The 16024-nt window shown below is 36.7% G+C and carries 17 protein-coding genes; 6 read left to right on the top strand and 11 right to left on the bottom strand.

Features of this window, described 5'->3' with window-relative positions:
- The first annotated feature begins 22 nt into the window (after positions 1–22).
- Positions 23–622, top strand: coding sequence for a nitroreductase family protein (locus CLO1100_RS03475; protein WP_014312372.1), 600 nt, complete (start codon positions 23–25; stop codon positions 620–622).
- 26 nt (positions 623–648) lie between these two features.
- Here the strand turns inward: CLO1100_RS03475 and CLO1100_RS03470 are convergent, their stop codons facing one another.
- A complete protein-coding gene (locus CLO1100_RS03470; protein WP_014312371.1) occupies positions 649–1203 on the bottom strand; it encodes a hemerythrin domain-containing protein in 555 nt (184 codons plus the stop codon).
- Positions 1204–1216: 13 nt separating this feature from the next.
- Positions 1217–1846: a hypothetical protein gene (locus tag CLO1100_RS03465; protein WP_014312370.1), complete on the bottom strand. Its 630-nt coding sequence runs from the start codon at positions 1844–1846 to the stop codon at positions 1217–1219.
- A 139-nt stretch (positions 1847–1985) separates the two neighbouring features.
- Between CLO1100_RS03465 and CLO1100_RS03460 the strand changes: the two genes are divergently transcribed.
- From CLO1100_RS03460 to CLO1100_RS20430, 3 genes are all read left to right on the top strand, one after another.
- A complete protein-coding gene (locus tag CLO1100_RS03460) occupies positions 1986–2801 on the top strand; it encodes an alpha/beta hydrolase (RefSeq protein ID WP_014312369.1) in 816 nt (271 codons plus the stop codon).
- Between the two features lie 262 nt (positions 2802–3063).
- Positions 3064–4572 (top strand): sodium-dependent transporter, encoded by a 1509-nt coding sequence (locus tag CLO1100_RS03455; protein ID WP_014312368.1) that lies wholly within the window; start codon positions 3064–3066, stop codon positions 4570–4572.
- Positions 4573–4677 (top strand): MetS family NSS transporter small subunit, encoded by a 105-nt coding sequence (locus CLO1100_RS20430; RefSeq protein WP_004621141.1) that lies wholly within the window; start codon positions 4573–4575, stop codon positions 4675–4677.
- 40 nt (positions 4678–4717) lie between these two features.
- Here the strand turns inward: CLO1100_RS20430 and tlp are convergent, their stop codons facing one another.
- The 4 genes from tlp to CLO1100_RS03435 all read right to left on the bottom strand — a co-directional run bounded on the left by tlp (position 4718) and on the right by CLO1100_RS03435 (position 7191).
- On the bottom strand, positions 4718–4948 hold the full coding sequence (tlp, locus tag CLO1100_RS03450; RefSeq protein WP_014312367.1) for a small acid-soluble spore protein Tlp: 231 nt from the start codon (positions 4946–4948) through the stop codon (positions 4718–4720).
- 32 nt (positions 4949–4980) lie between these two features.
- Entirely contained in the window at positions 4981–5307 is a 327-nt protein-coding gene (locus CLO1100_RS03445) for a hypothetical protein (protein WP_014312366.1), read from the bottom strand.
- Positions 5308–5434: 127 nt separating this feature from the next.
- Complete coding sequence (locus tag CLO1100_RS03440; protein WP_014312365.1) at positions 5435–6193, bottom strand: acyl-CoA dehydratase activase; 759 nt, start codon at positions 6191–6193, stop codon at positions 5435–5437.
- Positions 6193–7191, bottom strand: coding sequence for a 2-hydroxyacyl-CoA dehydratase (locus tag CLO1100_RS03435; RefSeq protein ID WP_014312364.1), 999 nt, complete (start codon positions 7189–7191; stop codon positions 6193–6195). The genes CLO1100_RS03440 and CLO1100_RS03435 overlap by 1 nt, the downstream gene beginning before the upstream one ends.
- Before the next feature lie 318 nt (positions 7192–7509).
- Here CLO1100_RS03435 and CLO1100_RS03430 point away from each other — a divergent pair, with 318 nt between their 5' ends.
- Positions 7510–9054, top strand: coding sequence for a glycosyltransferase family 39 protein (locus CLO1100_RS03430; RefSeq protein ID WP_014312363.1), 1545 nt, complete (start codon positions 7510–7512; stop codon positions 9052–9054).
- Between the two features lie 18 nt (positions 9055–9072).
- On the opposite strand, the gene CLO1100_RS03425 is transcribed toward CLO1100_RS03430, so the two are convergent.
- The 3 genes from CLO1100_RS03425 to CLO1100_RS03415 form a co-directional block, all read right to left on the bottom strand.
- Positions 9073–10197, bottom strand: coding sequence for an aldo/keto reductase (locus CLO1100_RS03425; protein ID WP_014312362.1), 1125 nt, complete (start codon positions 10195–10197; stop codon positions 9073–9075).
- Between the two features lie 126 nt (positions 10198–10323).
- On the bottom strand, positions 10324–11256 hold the full coding sequence (locus CLO1100_RS03420) for a DUF2935 domain-containing protein (protein ID WP_014312361.1): 933 nt from the start codon (positions 11254–11256) through the stop codon (positions 10324–10326).
- A 154-nt stretch (positions 11257–11410) separates the two neighbouring features.
- Positions 11411–13243, bottom strand: coding sequence for a diguanylate cyclase (locus tag CLO1100_RS03415; RefSeq protein WP_014312360.1), 1833 nt, complete (start codon positions 13241–13243; stop codon positions 11411–11413).
- A 349-nt stretch (positions 13244–13592) separates the two neighbouring features.
- Between CLO1100_RS03415 and CLO1100_RS03410 the strand changes: the two genes are divergently transcribed.
- Complete coding sequence (locus tag CLO1100_RS03410; protein ID WP_014312359.1) at positions 13593–13793, top strand: hypothetical protein; 201 nt, start codon at positions 13593–13595, stop codon at positions 13791–13793.
- On the opposite strand, the gene CLO1100_RS03405 is transcribed toward CLO1100_RS03410, so the two are convergent.
- Both CLO1100_RS03405 and CLO1100_RS03400 read right to left on the bottom strand, forming a co-directional pair.
- Positions 13790–14458: a CYTH domain-containing protein gene (locus tag CLO1100_RS03405; RefSeq protein WP_014312358.1), complete on the bottom strand. Its 669-nt coding sequence runs from the start codon at positions 14456–14458 to the stop codon at positions 13790–13792. The genes CLO1100_RS03410 and CLO1100_RS03405 overlap by 4 nt on opposite strands.
- Complete coding sequence (locus CLO1100_RS03400) at positions 14455–16005, bottom strand: hypothetical protein (RefSeq protein WP_014312357.1); 1551 nt, start codon at positions 16003–16005, stop codon at positions 14455–14457. Before CLO1100_RS03400 ends, CLO1100_RS03405 begins: the two co-directional genes overlap by 4 nt.
- Positions 16006–16024: the final 19 nt, after the last annotated feature.

The raw sequence follows: 16024 nt of genomic DNA, 5'->3' as shown, positions 1-16024 counted from the left end.
AATAATAAGGGAGGATGTTGTTTTGTCCAAGAATTTTTACACAGCAGTAAAAGACAGACGCACATACTATGGTATTGATAAGCAGATTCCTGTTTCCGATGAAAGGATTCAGGAGATTATAAAAGATGCGGTTCTCCACACACCTTCAGCCTTTAACAGTCAAAGCGCCAGAGTTGTATTATTATTGGGAGCTAACCATGATAAATTGTGGGACATAACAAAGAATACTCTAAGTAAGGTGGTACCGCCTGAAAACTTTTCAGCAACGGAGCAAAAAGTCAACTCTTTTAGAAGTGGTTATGGTACTGTTTTGTTTTTTGAGGATAACTCAGTTATCGAGTCCCTACAGCAGCAATTTGCACTGTATAAGGATAATTTCCCAGTTTGGGCAGAGCAGTCAAACGGAATGCTGCAATATGTAATTTGGACTGCTTTAGAAATTGAAGGTATAGGAGTTTCTCTTCAGCACTATAACCCATTGATAGATGATGCCGTCAGAGCTGAATGGAAAATCCCCTTGAACTGGAGGCTTGTTGCCCAGATGCCATTCGGAAAACCAACTGTATCACCTGATGAAAAGCAATTTCAGCCAATTGAATCAAGATTTAAAGTGTTCAAATAAGAAAAACCGGCGATTAGCCGGTTTTTCTATAATATCTTCTGTTCAAACTCTTCTATAAGTTTCAGATATTTCTCCTGTAAATGCTGTTCCTGTGCTTTGTTTTCTGCCTTTTCACATTCGTAGTTTAGTTTGTCCATTGTTTCTTTAATCAGGTTTTTTCTTGCAAATGTGTATACTACTCCGTCTTCCTTTTCAATATGCCTGTAAAGAAGGTGAGTATATGAAACAGCGTTGGCAATTATATCAAGCTTTGATTCATCATCACCTTCCAGAACCCTTTTTACAGCAGCTTCAAGTTCCTGCATATGAAGCCGTCCGAGATCATGTTCAACCAGCATGCCATGTCTTACAAGCTTTTGTGCGGCTGGCCCCATTTCCTTTTCCATCCTGTCAAAAAGAAGTTTTTCCTCTTTGCCATGGTGGTGGGCATCTGCATAATTTCTTACAAAATCAATTATTGTAAAAAAATCCTCATACTCTACCTGTTCACCCTTTAAAATCTTGTAACAATATTCTCGGATGACCTTCAGCATACGCTTAATATTTTTATGCTCATCTACCATCAAATCAATGCAATCCATATTATCTTCCTTTCTACTTACGGGATATCCTGTGTGTATTATCAGCGGACCTTGCATAAAAAAAATCAGGGTTTAACTCTTCTACAAATGCTTTTACCCAAACCTCCCTAAGTTCATAAAAATTATTTACATTTCCCTCAACCTTTTTCCAATATGGTGTATGAAGGCATATTGCAGACTTCCATACAAATTCGTTATCGCTGCTTGATACTATTTCGTTCACACGGTCACAGGGCATTCCCTCCAGAATGTAATCGTTCAAAGCATTAAATACTTCCTCGGGTACAGCTACATCCCCTTGATAATCTCCCGCGGCAGCTTTTCCCTGATTTTTATAAATCTCAGCCAAATCCTTCTTATAATCCATACTCCTGTTTAATACCTGAGTTACAATAGCTGCCTGCCTTAATTCTGCACTTTCTATTCTTTCCTGAAGCCACCCGTGTATATTTGAGGTATCAATCAATTGTTCCAATGGCTCAGGGCCCAAAGGAGGGCCATGTTTTTCGTTTATATCCTGAACCCAGGTGCCTACCGGCAATTCCTTTTCCTGAGCCCATTTTATAATATCCATCTCAATTTTTTCATACCAAATAATTTTGTTATAAAGCCAGTAATGTATTTTACCAAGAAATAGACTCATATTTACCTCCGCTTAAGTTTTTATTTATTTGTCTCTTAGTTATTTTGTTCTCAAGTGCAAATTTTTATTTAACACACTCAATTAATGCCTTTTGAATATTATATTATAGGATTTCTTGTATTATTTGGAGAAAAAAATTATGGAGTACAACATTAAGACAGAACAGGATGTAAATATTTATGTAAATGATATTAATCCTTATGGTAAAAAGGCGATTCTTTTTGTACACGGTTGGCCTTTAAGTCACCGGGCATTTGAATATCAATTCAATGTGCTTCCGAAACTGGGATATAGATGTATTGGTATGGATACAAGAGGCTTCGGCAATTCAAGTAAGCCTTTTTGGGGTTATGACTACAACAGGTTGGCTGAAGATGTCCGTTGTGTAGTTGATGCATTAAAGCTTAGAAACTTCGTTCTGGCAGGCCACTCAATGGGAGGTGCTACTGTTATACGCTATATGTCGCTCTTCAAAGGATATGGTGTTTCTAAACTGGCACTGTTTGCTGCTGCTGCACCAAGTCTGACTATGCGCCCCGACTTTCCTTACGGCCTTCTCAAAGAAGATATAACAAAAATAATCCAAAGTGTATATGATAACCGTCCGCAAATGCTTCTGGATACTGCACCAATGTTTTTTTACAAACCGATAACCAAAGCTCTATCTGACTGGTTTTTCCAACTTGGCTTTAAGGCGGCCAGCTGGGCGACGGCAGAATGTGCCAAAACCTTCCGGGACGAAAGCCTTTTTAACGACCTTCCCAAAATTAAGGTTCCTACCCTGATACTTCACGGTATACATGACCGTGTTTGCCTATTTCCTCTGGCAGAAGCCATGAAAAAAAGTATTAGAAACTCAAGGCTCATACCTTTTGAGTACAGCGGACACAGCCTTTTCTTTGAGGAAAAAGATAAGTTTAATATGGAATTGGTCAGATTCGCCGATCAGTTATAGAGTTAAGTCAAAATGTTAAAAAATAATTGCTTGAATATATATTTCAAGCAGTTCTTTTTTTACAAAAATTCTCCTATTAATATATTATGTTAATTATTTCTTGCTAACAATTAATATAATCCAATTGAAATATTTTTTCATCCTTGCTATTATTATCTAGTCACTATATTTAGGGTAGTAAACTGTTAGAAGACAAAAGTGGCTATAATGATTTTTTTATTTTAATTAGGGAAAAAAATATATTAATAAGGAGTGTATTAAAATGACGCAAAAGAGGGATCAGTGGGGGTCAAAAGCCGGATTTATCCTTGCTGCCATTGGCTCAGCTGTAGGGCTGGGTAATATATGGAGATATCCGTATGTACTCTATTCCAACGGTGGGGGAGCTTTTCTTATTCCATATTTCTTCGCCATATTGACTGCCGGAATACCGTTAATGATTATGGAGTACGGGTTGGGACACAAATTCAAAGGTTCTCCGCCCTTGGCATTTGCCAGAGCAAATAAAAAGTGGGAGTGGCTGGGTTGGTGGCCAAGTATTAATTCATTTATTATATTGACATACTACACCCTAATACTTAGTTGGGCCGTCAATTACCTGTTTTTGAGCTTTACGCAGGCTTGGGGCTCTGATACCAATTCATTTTTCTTTAAGGACTTTTTAAAAATGACTGATAGTCCTTTTAAGCTGGGGGGCTTTGTATGGCCTGTATTTGTGGGTATCACTATTATCTGGCTACTAAATTGGTTGGTGTGCTATAAAGGTGTTTCCGGTGGAATCGAAAAGATAAATAAGATTCTGCTTCCCACCCTTGTAGTTGCAATGATAATTATTGTTATCAGAGGCGTAACTCTTCCGGGAGCGAGTCTTGGACTTAACAAACTTTTTACACCGGACTGGTCAAAAGTACTGGAGCCAAAGGTCTGGATAGCTGCATACGGTCAGGTTTTCTTTTCATTAAGCCTTGCAATGGGAATTATGATTACTTATTCCAGTTATCTTCCAAAAAAGACGGATATAAACAACAGTGCCTTTATGACAGCCTTTGCAAACTGCGGATTTGAATTCTTGTCTGCAATAGGAGTTTTCGGAATATTAGGATACATGGCTTCAATGCAGGGTGTCGGGGTAGATAAGGTTGCTTCACAGGGTATCGGACTTGCATTTGTAGCTTTCCCTAAAGTATTTACAGTTATGGGTGGAATAGGCAAGCTCTTTGGCGTATTATTCTTTATATGTCTTGTTTTTGCCGGAATAACTTCTTCCATATCTCTGGTAGAAGCTTCGTCCTCGGCATTGATTGACAAAACAGGAGCCGGAAGAAAAAAAGTTGTTTCCTTGGTTTGCCTTGTCGGGTATGCCATAAGTATAGTTTATTCTACAGGGGCAGGGTTATATTTCCTTGATATTATAGACAACTTTGTAAATTCATACGGAATTGTAACAGTAGGCTTACTTGAAGCAATAACCATAGGATGGTTGTTCGGAGCTTCTAAAATAAGAGAACATACTAATCCCATTTCCTATTTTTCTGTAGGAAAGTGGTGGAATATCATGGTCAAATTTGTAACTCCATTAATCTTAACCTTCATGATTATTTCTAACGTTATAAATGAAATATTAAAGCCATACGGAGGATATTCACAAAAAGCACTGATAGCCTTCGGTTGGAGTGTAGTAATAATAGGAATTGGTTTATCTTTGATATTATGTCAAAGACCTTGGAAGGACAGAAGTATTACCTCTTATAATTCTGAGGAGGTGAAGTAGATGACTGCTACATCCATAGCTTTCTTTCTATTTGGTGCGATTTTCCTCTGGGGTGGACTTGCTGTAACAATCACGATTGCAGTTAAAAATGAAACTAAAAAATAGATAAAAAACAAAGGGGCTGCTGATGCAGCCCCTTTGTTTTTTAATCGTCCCTGCGCCTCTGGTCCAAGGCTTCATCTCTTATTTCTGCTCTGAAGCCTTCAAGTGCATCACGTCTTCTGTCATTTTTTTCTTCCAAGGTTTTTGCCATTTTCCTGTCATCAGTTTTTTCAATCAGTTCATCTGCTAATTCCATATTCCTGATTGTATGATTGATATTGGCTTGTATTCTTTCCACATTATCACTTCTGTCATCCGGTTTAGGCTTATTCATAAAAATATCCTCCCTCTGATTTACAATATTTTTTAGTCTTTGTCATCATCAATCTTAATCTCGACGGCTCCTGATTGTTCCATAACCGACTTTACTTCCTGAGCTTTGTGCCTTGCAGCTTTTACAAACACTACAATCCCGCTGTCATGATTCAATTCGTTTAAACTTTCAAGAAAAGACTTTAACCTGCCGGGGTCATCCTGTTCTGTTTTCACGGTGGCACTTATATGATTATCTATGGCATCAGCATTCATGCTTCGAAACTTGGCTTCATCAAAACTGCTGATTATCATATCCTGCCTGTTGATTCCGCTGTTTCTAAGAGAATCAACTACACCGCCTACCTGACCCGGCTCCAAAAATCTACCTATTATTTTAATAATAAATCCCTCCCTGCTTGCTGTGCCGTGGTAAGAGAACTAATTAAAATAGATTTATTCTTTTTATATTGTGTCCAAAAAATTTTTTTGTAAAAAGGTAAAAAAATCAAAAAAACGAACCATAACTGCAACACCCGATTGCACCGTTAAATTGCGGTTCTTCCAGCTTTATTATTTCATCAAAATCATTTGCAAGGTAATAGGCAAGTGATTTGCTTTTTGCTACTCCTCCCGACATAACCAACCTTTTTCCTTTAAACTTAAAAAGCAAGGGTCTAAGTTTCCTGTAAAGTGAATAATTTACTCCGGCACATAATCTCTCCGATGAAACCCCTTCCGCTATTTTACCTATGAGTTCCGATTCTGAAAAAACAGAGCAGGTGGAGTTCAGCTCTACAGGTGCTTCGTAGTATTCTGTCATTTTTTCAAGTGGAATTTCCAGAACCCCTGACATATTTTCCAGATATCTTCCACAGGAGGCAGCACACTTGTCATTCATCTCCAAGTCAGTTATAAGACCCTTTTCAACTCTTACAACCTTCACATCCTGGCCTCCTACATCCAGCAATATGAATTCTTTCAAATTCGTCTGATGAATTGCTCCGTATACATGAGCCTTTATTTCCGTTATTCGGCTAAACATACTGATATCTGTGTTATTCCTGCCATATCCCGTTGATATTGCAATAACCTCTTCACCAATACCCAGCCTGCTTACATCAACCTCCAGTTTTCCACTATTATATGAACAGTAATTTTTATAAAAAGCCATTGTACTTATTTTTTGTTTATATATAATTGAATTTTTATCCATGAGAACTATTTTTACTTCCCTGCTGCCCATATCAATTCCAAGTATTTTCATTACTTTAACCCCCTTAAATCTCCCAGCATATCCAAAAAGGCTTCAAGCCTCAGCTTTGACCGTGGATCAAGACAATTCGATTTGTCTCCCTCTATGGTGAATACAGGAATATCAATCTCCTGTTTTATTACTATATCCTGTATAGCCCTGTGACAAAAGGATTGAGTATAATGGATGATACCGTCAAGCCTTCTAAGTCTTATCTGCTTTTTTATTTCCATAAGCCTGAATTTCAGGTCATAAGGATATGTATAATCATAATACTGCTCGTAAATATTTTTGGCTTGGGAGGCCCTTGGAAAGGAAAATTCTCTTTGCACCTCATTATACACAAAGCAGGCATTAAACCTTTCGACATATTCAAATACATCACAAATCATTGGCGGTACACCTATATAACCCAGTCTCAACACCTGTTTTCTCGGCAGTCTTTTTGTAATTTCGCTTATTTTTGCTTCAAGGAATTCTGCACATTTTTGCGGGTTACCGTTAAAATCGCTTAAGTTTACCTGTGATATATGATTTTCAAAGCCTGTAGCTTTGTTGTCTATGTAAGTAAGCTCATCAATAGCCTTGGCGCGGTTTCTTATGGAATTCAAAGCTATTCTTACAGTTTCTGCCTGTTTCCGGCTGACATTAAAAGCACTCATAAATTTATTTAATTCTAAAGTGATATCTGAAATATTATGTGTTGACGGATAAGAGAAGGGGTACACTTTTATTCCTCTTGTCTTCAGAACCTCAAGCAATGCTCCGGTATTGGAACAGTCCCCCTCCTGAACTCCCACAACTTCACTTATTCCATAGCGCAGACATGCTCCATAAATCCCTTTTATCCATGCGCAGGAACTTTTGGGAAAGCCGTCTCTTTCCGCCCTTTCTATATCCTCTGAATAGCTATCGCCGGATATAAAAATATTATTCAGGTCAATTACCTTGCAGTTTGCTGCAAGCAGTATTTCTACAGGAACCGTAGTTGTAATTCCAATTTTTCTCATTAAAAATCCTCCAAAAGTAAAGAACAAAGGTGGCAAAGCCACAAGAAAATTTATACTTTACTAGACAATAAAAAAAGGGCATACGCCCATGTGTAAACAAAATAAGCTATCCTTCCGATAGCAGGCCCGTAGTTTTGTTTACAGACAGGATGGTTACGAACTGTCTTATGAATTTATTGTAATTGTAGCAGTATGCTGTAAGCAAAGTCAATGATTTCAAGAAAACAAAAATTTAACACGTATTTAAAAAACTCTATAGGTTACATTAGGATAGCAGGAAAAAGCATTTACTTATTTTTTCACTTGGAGGGATAGTACTTGAGAGATATTGCTGACAAAATCAAATTTCTGGCCTTTACATTTCTGTCGCTGTTTTTTTCTTCCATGTGGCTGCTGACTCTGCTGCTTAGGGCGAAATCAAACCCTCTCCCAAGAATAATGCCTCAAAAGCCATTAACACTAATTGGCCTTTCAATACCTATATTTTTGCTGCTTTTGAGTATTTATGGTATCGGGCGTATATTGACCCCACTTAATGAAAAAAGGACCATATTAACCATCCTTTCAATTTACTTCATCGTACAGGTATTATATATTTTAATGTTTCCGGTAAATGCCTATGAAGATGCAGCTATTGTAGAAGGCTTTGCACGGGAATTTCTCCACGGCAAGTTTTCTTCTCTGGGAGTAGGTAACTATCTTGGATATTACCCCAATAACATAGGTATTACATTACTTTTTTCTTTTCTTTATTTATTTTTTCCTGATAATCTTCTTACTCTAAGGTTTTGCAATGTAATATTTTCAACTTTGACTGCCTGGCTGACTTATAAGCTATATAAAGAGCTTTTCCACAATGAAAAAATTTCTTCCTGTGGTGTGCTGCTAATTACTGTATGTTTTCTGCCTGCAATTATCCTGAACAACCTTACATACGGCGATACTATAAGTACTTCCCTTTGTACGGCAGGACTGCTTAGCTCTGTAAAATTTGTAAAGACCTCCCTTGTAAAATATGTGATATATACAGCGTTACTCCTTATGCTTGGCAATTTTACAAGAAGTGTTGCACTGTTGTTTTTGCTTGCTGTTCTTGTTTATTGGATACTGAACAGTAAGTTTTTCAGGTGCGCACTAAATTCAAAAAAAGTCATTGCAGGAATTATCATAGCAATCATAGCGTTCTCACTTCCCCTGAGATTATTCAGTTTTATAGGATTTAAAAGTGGTATTATAGATGAGCCGGTTGGTATTCATGCAAATCCCATTTGGAGATGGATTAACATAGGATTCCCATCTGACAGTAAGCTGGGTTATTGGGACGGAGGACGTAATACATCTATATTTGTTTCACGCTACAAGTGCGACCCCAAAATGGCTTCCAGATTTTTTATCCACGATATTATTGATAAATATCAGAACATAGGTAAGAAAAACACATTAAAAGGATATATTAAAAAAACCTTCTGGACTTGGACAGAAGGAACCTACAATGTTAATTTTTACGGTTTAAGCCAAACTCTTAAACCCGAAAATTTCAAGCTCTACAATACTCCCCTCATAAAATATGCGGAACCAGGCGACAAAATCTTGAGGGGAGCCCTTGATTGGTATTTGCACACGTACAACTGGATAACCCTCGCCCTTTTGGCCTATTATCTTTGGAACTGTGTAAAATATAGGGACTTCAAGGCTGAACTTTTGGTTTACACCATACTGCTTTATCTGGGGTTTTATTTTTTCTGGGAAGTAAAATCCAGATATCTTTTCGGCTTATACCCGATTTTAATAATATTATCGTATCAATCAATAGTGCAGATTGTGAAAAGGGTCAGCGGAAGTTTTTCCACCGACCCTGAATAAAATTCAATATGGATATTTCTAAGCAAGTTCTTTTTCTGATTCCCTTAATTGCTTGCGTATTTGTATTTTCTGAGGACATTTCTTCTCACATATACCGCATTCTACACATGCATCAGCTCGGTTTCCTTTAAGCCATTCATTTGTTCCGATACTCTTATATTCTGCTTTTGCATAATCCGTCAATTTATAAACACGATGATAATTCATAAATTCGAATATTTTAGGGATGTTAACCTCTTTAGGGCACGGCATACAGTAGTTGCACCCGGTACAATACAAGTCAGACAGCTTTTTATTTTGTTCCATTGCCTCATTTATTGCAATGATTTCTTCGTCTGTAAGCTGCTCCTCGTTTGATGCAACCTGTACATTCTCCTCAACCATGGCCATGTTACTCATACCCGACAGTGCACATGTAACATTTGGATTAGAAATTACGAATCTCAAAGCAAGTTCGGCACTGCTTTTTGATCCACCTGGAATTAATTTACTGATTACTTCAGAAGGTGCTCCCAGTCTTCCTCCACCAATAGGACCCATTATTATGACTCCAAGTCCTTTTTCACGTGCATGAGCTATACCGGCCTCATTACTTCTGTCCAGCATATTGTACTGGCATAACACTGTCTCAAAGTATCCGGTATCTATTAGCTTTATCATGTTTTCAGCCTTGTCATGAAAAGAAAAAGATAAGTGTTTTATCAAACCCTCCTCTTTTGCTTTTAATGCAGCTGAAAGTGGACCGTCTTTTACGTTTATTTTCTGTTCAAAGGCCTCAAGGCTTATTCCCCACATATGATAAAAATCTATGTAATCAGTATCAAGTTTCTTTAACGAATTTTCAAGTCTTTCTCTGTAATGTACACCGGAATCATCTTCGATTGGGTTTTTGGTTGAAAGATAAACTTTGTCTCTCCAGCCTTTAATGGCTTTTCCGACAATCTCCTCACTTTGCTTTTCACAATAGTAAGGTGCTGTGTCAATATAATTCACACCCAACTCGAAAGACCTATGTATCATCCTAATACTCTCTTCGGTATCAAAAACCGTTTGACCGCCAACATTCGTTTGCGGTAGTCTCATTGCACCAAATCCCAAAGCTGATAACTTTATCCCGGTATTACCCAATTCGCGGTACTGCATACACTTATCCTCCTTGTTTGACGACTGTAGTTAATGTATCAATTATATCATTTCCTACATTCATTTTACAGTATTTACTTTTTTACTCTTTTTTGACTTTAAGTATATTAATAGTTTTCAAAACCATTAATGTAATCCCATCCCTTCTACCATTCTTAATTCCTTCAAGAAATGATTGGCTTCTCGTAATACATGATCGCTTAGCAGAGGCAATATGATAGCTCTGATTTTACAATCAAGTAGACCTTCTGTACCCTGCTCTTTAAAATTTTTGATATTTACAGTTGCTTCAAAACTTCTTCGTGTAACCTGAGGAAGGAGTTCCAACTGATTGATAGCCATCTTCGCTTGATTTGTAAGTTCCGTAAATATCTCTGCAAATTCGTTGGCCTGTTGTATCAGGGTTTCTTCGGAAGGGTCAAGCAAGCCTCTTATGAATTTGCCGTGTTCACTCATAATATTATCCCAGAATGCTTCCATACCCGCTGCATCCCTTGGGGTTTCTATAAGACTATGGGAACTTTCCAATCTCTGAAGATGCTGTAAGTAGTGTTCAGCCTCACGGGTCACGTGATCCAGCATTAACGGATAAATTGTAGTAAACATTTTGCAGGACAAAACGTTGGTAAGTACCATTTTCTGGGACTGAATAATTTTGTTTAACTGTGCCATAATATGCTGGTTTAGCATGCTTACAGCCTTAGGAGGCATTGTTTTTGATACAGGTTTGATGCCATTTAATAAAGAAACTTCCATTTGCGTAATATTTGTATTGATTTTTATTCCTGTTAAGAATTGAGTAGCCGTCTCAGCACTTAGAGTATATGGTGTAACTACATCTCCGAACATAAGGTTCTGGGTTGGTACTACTCCATTTGCCATCATTACTGTTTCTTTTAATAATTCTTCAAGATTATTAATGGTTTTTTCCAACTCCGGAACCATCCCTTGATCCCTTGGCATAAGTGCAGCAATTGTAAATATCAGGTGTTCCTTAATGATTCTTAAAAAGAAAAGATTTGTCTCAATAGAATGTGTAACATACTCCATTTCAGTCATAGCATTTTACCCCCTCAGCCGTGATACCCGGCTGTTGTCCTATAAATTTTACCATAAATAATCAAACCCAACTTTTGATTGGGTTTGATTTATAACAATATATAGTATGTAGACTTCATGAAGAATGTACATTAGGAAAAGATAATTTGAGAAGTTAAATATAATTTGCAATCTGCTTCATTAATTCAAACAATTCCGGGTTAAATTTGTGCTTTTCGCCCTCCATTATCCTTATTGCTTCATCTCTGCTAAAAGCAGCCCGGTAGCATCTGTTTTCGTTTAATGCATCAAAAATATCTGCCAGTACTATAATTTGGGAATGTAGTGGAATATCTTTTTTCTTAAAATATCCTGAACCGTCTACATATTCATGATGATAAAATATGTAATCCGCAACAAATTTAAGGCTTTCACGACTTTTAGCATACTGATAGCTGAAAAAGGCGTGCATTTTGATTTTTTCGTATTCCTCTGGCGTAAGCTTCCCGGGTTTATTGAGAATCTTTGGATTCACATACAGTTTTCCTATATCATGGTTCGCAGCAGCAAGCCTTACCTTTTCACATTCGTCTGCCGGAAGGCCGTAAGCCTCTGCAAGCGCAATGCTAATGGCAGCAACTCTCTCGCTGTGGAGCATAACCTCCCTGTAAGCATCGGTATTTGAGTATACTTCAAAGCTAATATAATCCAATCCATTGCTTACCAGAGCCATATTAATTTTATGCTCTATAAGTTCCTGAGGTATCTGGTTATCTGTTAAAACTACAAATGATAATGAAACAGAACCGTATATTCCGTCATATTCTCTGAAACAGGATGTAATACAATATTTTAGTTTGTTGTATTCATCTATAGATAATAAATGGGGTGATTTAAAATTAACCCTGTAAATTTCTCCTATAACGTTGAATCTGTTATATCTTGACAGATTCTTTGCAATGTTGAATGATACTGACTCAAATAGCTGAAGGTCTTCATCGGAGGTGACTACCACATTTTTGCCGATTCTCTTGGCTGTATACAATGCATCATCAGCGCTTCTTATAAGCTCCATATAGTCTACTACCCCACAGGATTCACCTAATATTGAGACCCCCAGACTCACGCTGAGACTGCTTTTCTCATATTTCAAGACATTAAACTCTCTGCGGATTGTTTCAGCTATTTCTACAATATTCTTGGAATCAATTCCCCTTGTAAGTAAAAGAAATTCTTCTCCACCATAACGTATAGCATAAACAGGAAGGTTCCTAATAGTATTTTTAATAACACCCACCAACATCCTAATAACATTATCCCCGGCCAGATGTCCGTAATTGTCATTGATATTCTTAAAATTATCCAAATCAAGTATTATCGCACCATTTATGTCAACCATCTTGTCTTCCCAGTTATCCAGCAGCTGAGAAAGATACAATCTGTTATAGAGGCCTGTCAATCCATCATGTTCCGCTGAATCCCTAAGCTTTGAAAATAGAATTGCATTTTCAAAGTATATACATATCTGGCTTTTAATCAGCTGAAGTAAAACCTTTTTTTCCTCGTCAATCATGTCAGCTAATTCATGGTGAATAACAAGGTAACCATATAAATCACGTTTTGAAATACTCAGTACGCCAAGGGAACCGGAGTTATATCCAAAGAGTTCCTTCTCCTGAGCCTTTAAATCTTGTATGTATAAATCAGTACTGGGAAGATATGAACTATCTATATTCATCTTTGTAATATCATCGGGAGTGAAAATCTTGCAATCCAGACCAAGAACCCCAGCAATAACGTCCTTCAGATAGCTTACAAGATCCTGATAATGCAGGATGTTACCCATATACTCGTTAATATCTATCAGTACTGATACCGCAGCAAGTCTGTTTTCAAGATTTTTCACCTTTGAAGTAAGGTTTGCGTATTCCTGATTTAGTTTCATTAGGAGTTCAATACTTTGCTCTATTGAAGAAGCCACATTAAACTTAGCATTATCCTCGTACATATAAAAGCCTTTCCAAAACTCATATTTTCTTTTTGTAAACAAATTTCTTCCACTATACTATATCGTCTTAATTTAGGGGTTTAATAATGAGGAATTGGTCTTATTTTATAATAAATTAGCAAAACTAATAATAAATAGGCATTTACAAATAATTACATATATGTTAACATTACTTCTAAGGATAAATATTATATCACACACAAACAAAAAGGAACTTGGAGTAAGGGGACTCCAGGTTCCTTTTTGCATATAATGGTTTTATCTTTGGTAGCTAATAAAGTATATTTTTTACATAATTTGAGAATAAATAAAATATATTATATAAAATAGTACCGGAGTGGTGAAAATCATGATACTTAAAATCCCCCCAAATGTAAACATGGCTGAAGGAAGCATAATTGCTTTAACAAAAGATGATATTTTTATCGGTTATGCCGAAGTAATAATGTCAACAAATGAAGCCCTTATGCTTAGTGTGGACAAAAAAGCCATTAAAACCTTCAACGAATTGTTCGGAGAACAAATTCCATTTACTATAGATCTTTTTTAAATGCAGGTCAAATTCACTGCCCTTTTATACTTTGATTCATAGTTGGGTTTAAGAAACTCATATCTCTTTTCCATTTCATCCGTTACTGTCTTTAGTCTGTCTCTATGAGCGTAATCTGATTTCAGCTCAATTTCTATCTGATATTCTTTTTTTGATACATTGTTTTTTAGGTTTACATAAGTAACACTGTCAAAAGCGACTTCAACTGAAAATTCATCTTGCGAAAACAGTATTTTCTCACGGTTTTTTTCAATCCTGATAACTTTATTAAAATCCTTTGGTTGGAATCTTTCAGTAAGTTCCGTGCAATATATTTTTAATAATTCCCAATTATCTTCTATATTCTCAGAATCAATCTCTTTTTCATATTCAAATCTTGCCAGCTGCCCGTCACTACCGCTAACGGTTTCATCAGGAATATCCTTTTTTATTGTTATACGCTTTCTTTTATTATCCTTTCGAATTCTAAGTATTATATTCTGTCTGTACAAGTCTCCACTGTCAGTATCAAAATAATCATCAGCACTGTCTTTTACTTTTATGTCCCCTGCCTTGAAACTTTTCATAAAGTCTGAAAACTCAGTCCGGACTTTATGGAAAAGAAGACTATTCTGTGCATCAATTACGTATTTCTTCTCAACTTCTATATTTTTTCCCTTTTTCATAAAAACACCTCGTCAGTAAGTGTCAACGCAAATATATGAACATTTCTTTTTTTAGGTAAATGTATTTTCACAACACATCCGGGTTCTATACGGTACCTCTTTGCAAATAGCCTTGCATTAAAGCTGTGATACCTTGTCCTGCCATTTCTTCTTTCTGCTGCTGCCCCGGTCCAGTAAGCCTTTTCCCCATAAATGGGAGGCTGAAAGAAATCCGAAAAGTCAGCAGTTATTACCCTTTTTGACCCGTCAGAATACTCTATTACTAGCTTCTCATTATAGCTTCCAAACTCAGAACAGCCAAGTATACTGATGTATTGTGCATTTATTTCCGGTATACAAATTACCTGAGCGTTACAACTTATGTTATCAGGCTGAGCTGGTAAATAGCTGTAATTAAAACAGAAATCACCCTTTTTCCATTCCTCATTTACCACTAAATCCTGGAATATATAGTGTGTTCCTTCTCCTGTAATATCAGCTCTGGAATCATCCCTCAAGGTATTTTCAAAAGCCTGATTGTTATAATGTTCTGTTATATCTATAAAATAATTGCTCAGCTTTTTTTCGGATTCGCAGACAACTAAAGTCTTCATAAGGTTCAGGAGTATTTTATCTCCTTCGGCAACCATTTTGCACAACTCATCTTTTCTCTCTTTACTTATTGTATCACAGCGGCGACTGGCCTTGCTAAGAGCATTTATTGCTTTGCTTCTAATATTTTCAACCTTTTTTTTCGTGTCCTGTAACCGGGCAAGATCAAGACTTTTATTTATGCACTGCTCGTAAAGTATATGGAATATAGGCTCCAGACATCCGTGGAAACGCAGCCTGTTAAATACAATATTGTTGTCAAAATCCTTAGTTCCATCAAAATTTTCTATTATATTTATCAATTCGTTTTTGTCGTCCATCATGGATAATGCAATACTAATGGCTTTGTTTGTATCAAGATTCACCTCTTCATTCTGATATATACTGTAAATACTGTCCGCACACGAGGCTAATTCCCTTCGGAATTGTTTGTTTGAGTGCTCCCATATTACTTTCAGCATGTCAAAAGTAATATGAAGCGGAAAGAAAGCGTTTTTATAAGTATCCAAAATGTCTTTATAAAGCTGATCTTTAATACAAAATGTTTTGTTTGACTCATTAAACTCATTCACAAGTAATCCGTGATTAAGCTTGAAACCCATATTTTTGTAATACACGTTGTAAAATAGTGAATTATATTTTACAACCATAATAACAGGCCTGCCAAACAAAATTTCCTCGGCTGTCATAGATATTACATCCTCAGGGGTACATCCCCTACAATCAATTTTTTTAAGCTCCAAGCCCAATTTGCATAGGATTTTGTTGGAATAGTCTGACGGATCGCACTGCGAGTAATTTTCATAAGCTCCTGCAATACTATGTAAAAAGCAGTAATAAAAATAGTTGTCATGGTTAAAATAACCTGTCGCTGCGGCAATCGGAGATTGTATGCAGTCAACATTCTTATAATCAAACCCGTTTTTATACAGGTCAATATCCAGGGCCTTCCCCATTTTACTCCCACCTTCTTTT

It is taken from the genome of Clostridium sp. BNL1100 (assembly GCF_000244875.1).
Classification (GTDB): Bacteria; Bacillota; Clostridia; order Acetivibrionales; family DSM-1351; genus Ruminiclostridium.
The sequence above is the reverse complement of the archived record's forward strand: the minus strand, read 5'-3'. Positions and strand labels throughout refer to the sequence as shown.

Bases quoted from the DNA above. Each gene is read 5' to 3' on its own strand.
- CLO1100_RS03470 (WP_014312371.1), bottom strand. From the start codon at position 1,203: ATGGATTGCATTGATTTGATGGTAGATGAGCATAAAAATATTAAGCGT.
- CLO1100_RS03465 (WP_014312370.1), bottom strand. From the start codon at position 1,846: ATGAGTCTATTTCTTGGTAAAATACATTACTGGCTTTATAACAAAATT.
- CLO1100_RS03460 (WP_014312369.1), top strand. From the start codon at position 1,986: ATGGAGTACAACATTAAGACAGAACAGGATGTAAATATTTATGTAAAT.
- CLO1100_RS03455 (WP_014312368.1), top strand. From the start codon at position 3,064: ATGACGCAAAAGAGGGATCAGTGGGGGTCAAAAGCCGGATTTATCCTT.
- CLO1100_RS20430 (WP_004621141.1), top strand. From the start codon at position 4,573: ATGACTGCTACATCCATAGCTTTCTTTCTATTTGGTGCGATTTTCCTC.
- tlp (WP_014312367.1), bottom strand. From the start codon at position 4,948: ATGAATAAGCCTAAACCGGATGACAGAAGTGATAATGTGGAAAGAATA.
- CLO1100_RS03440 (WP_014312365.1), bottom strand. From the start codon at position 6,193: ATGAAAATACTTGGAATTGATATGGGCAGCAGGGAAGTAAAAATAGTT.
- CLO1100_RS03435 (WP_014312364.1), bottom strand. From the start codon at position 7,191: ATGAGAAAAATTGGAATTACAACTACGGTTCCTGTAGAAATACTGCTT.
- CLO1100_RS03425 (WP_014312362.1), bottom strand. From the start codon at position 10,197: ATGCAGTACCGCGAATTGGGTAATACCGGGATAAAGTTATCAGCTTTG.
- CLO1100_RS03420 (WP_014312361.1), bottom strand. From the start codon at position 11,256: ATGACTGAAATGGAGTATGTTACACATTCTATTGAGACAAATCTTTTC.
- CLO1100_RS03415 (WP_014312360.1), bottom strand. From the start codon at position 13,243: ATGTACGAGGATAATGCTAAGTTTAATGTGGCTTCTTCAATAGAGCAA.
- CLO1100_RS03410 (WP_014312359.1), top strand. From the start codon at position 13,593: ATGATACTTAAAATCCCCCCAAATGTAAACATGGCTGAAGGAAGCATA.
- CLO1100_RS03405 (WP_014312358.1), bottom strand. From the start codon at position 14,458: ATGAAAAAGGGAAAAAATATAGAAGTTGAGAAGAAATACGTAATTGAT.
- CLO1100_RS03400 (WP_014312357.1), bottom strand. From the start codon at position 16,005: ATGGGGAAGGCCCTGGATATTGACCTGTATAAAAACGGGTTTGATTAT.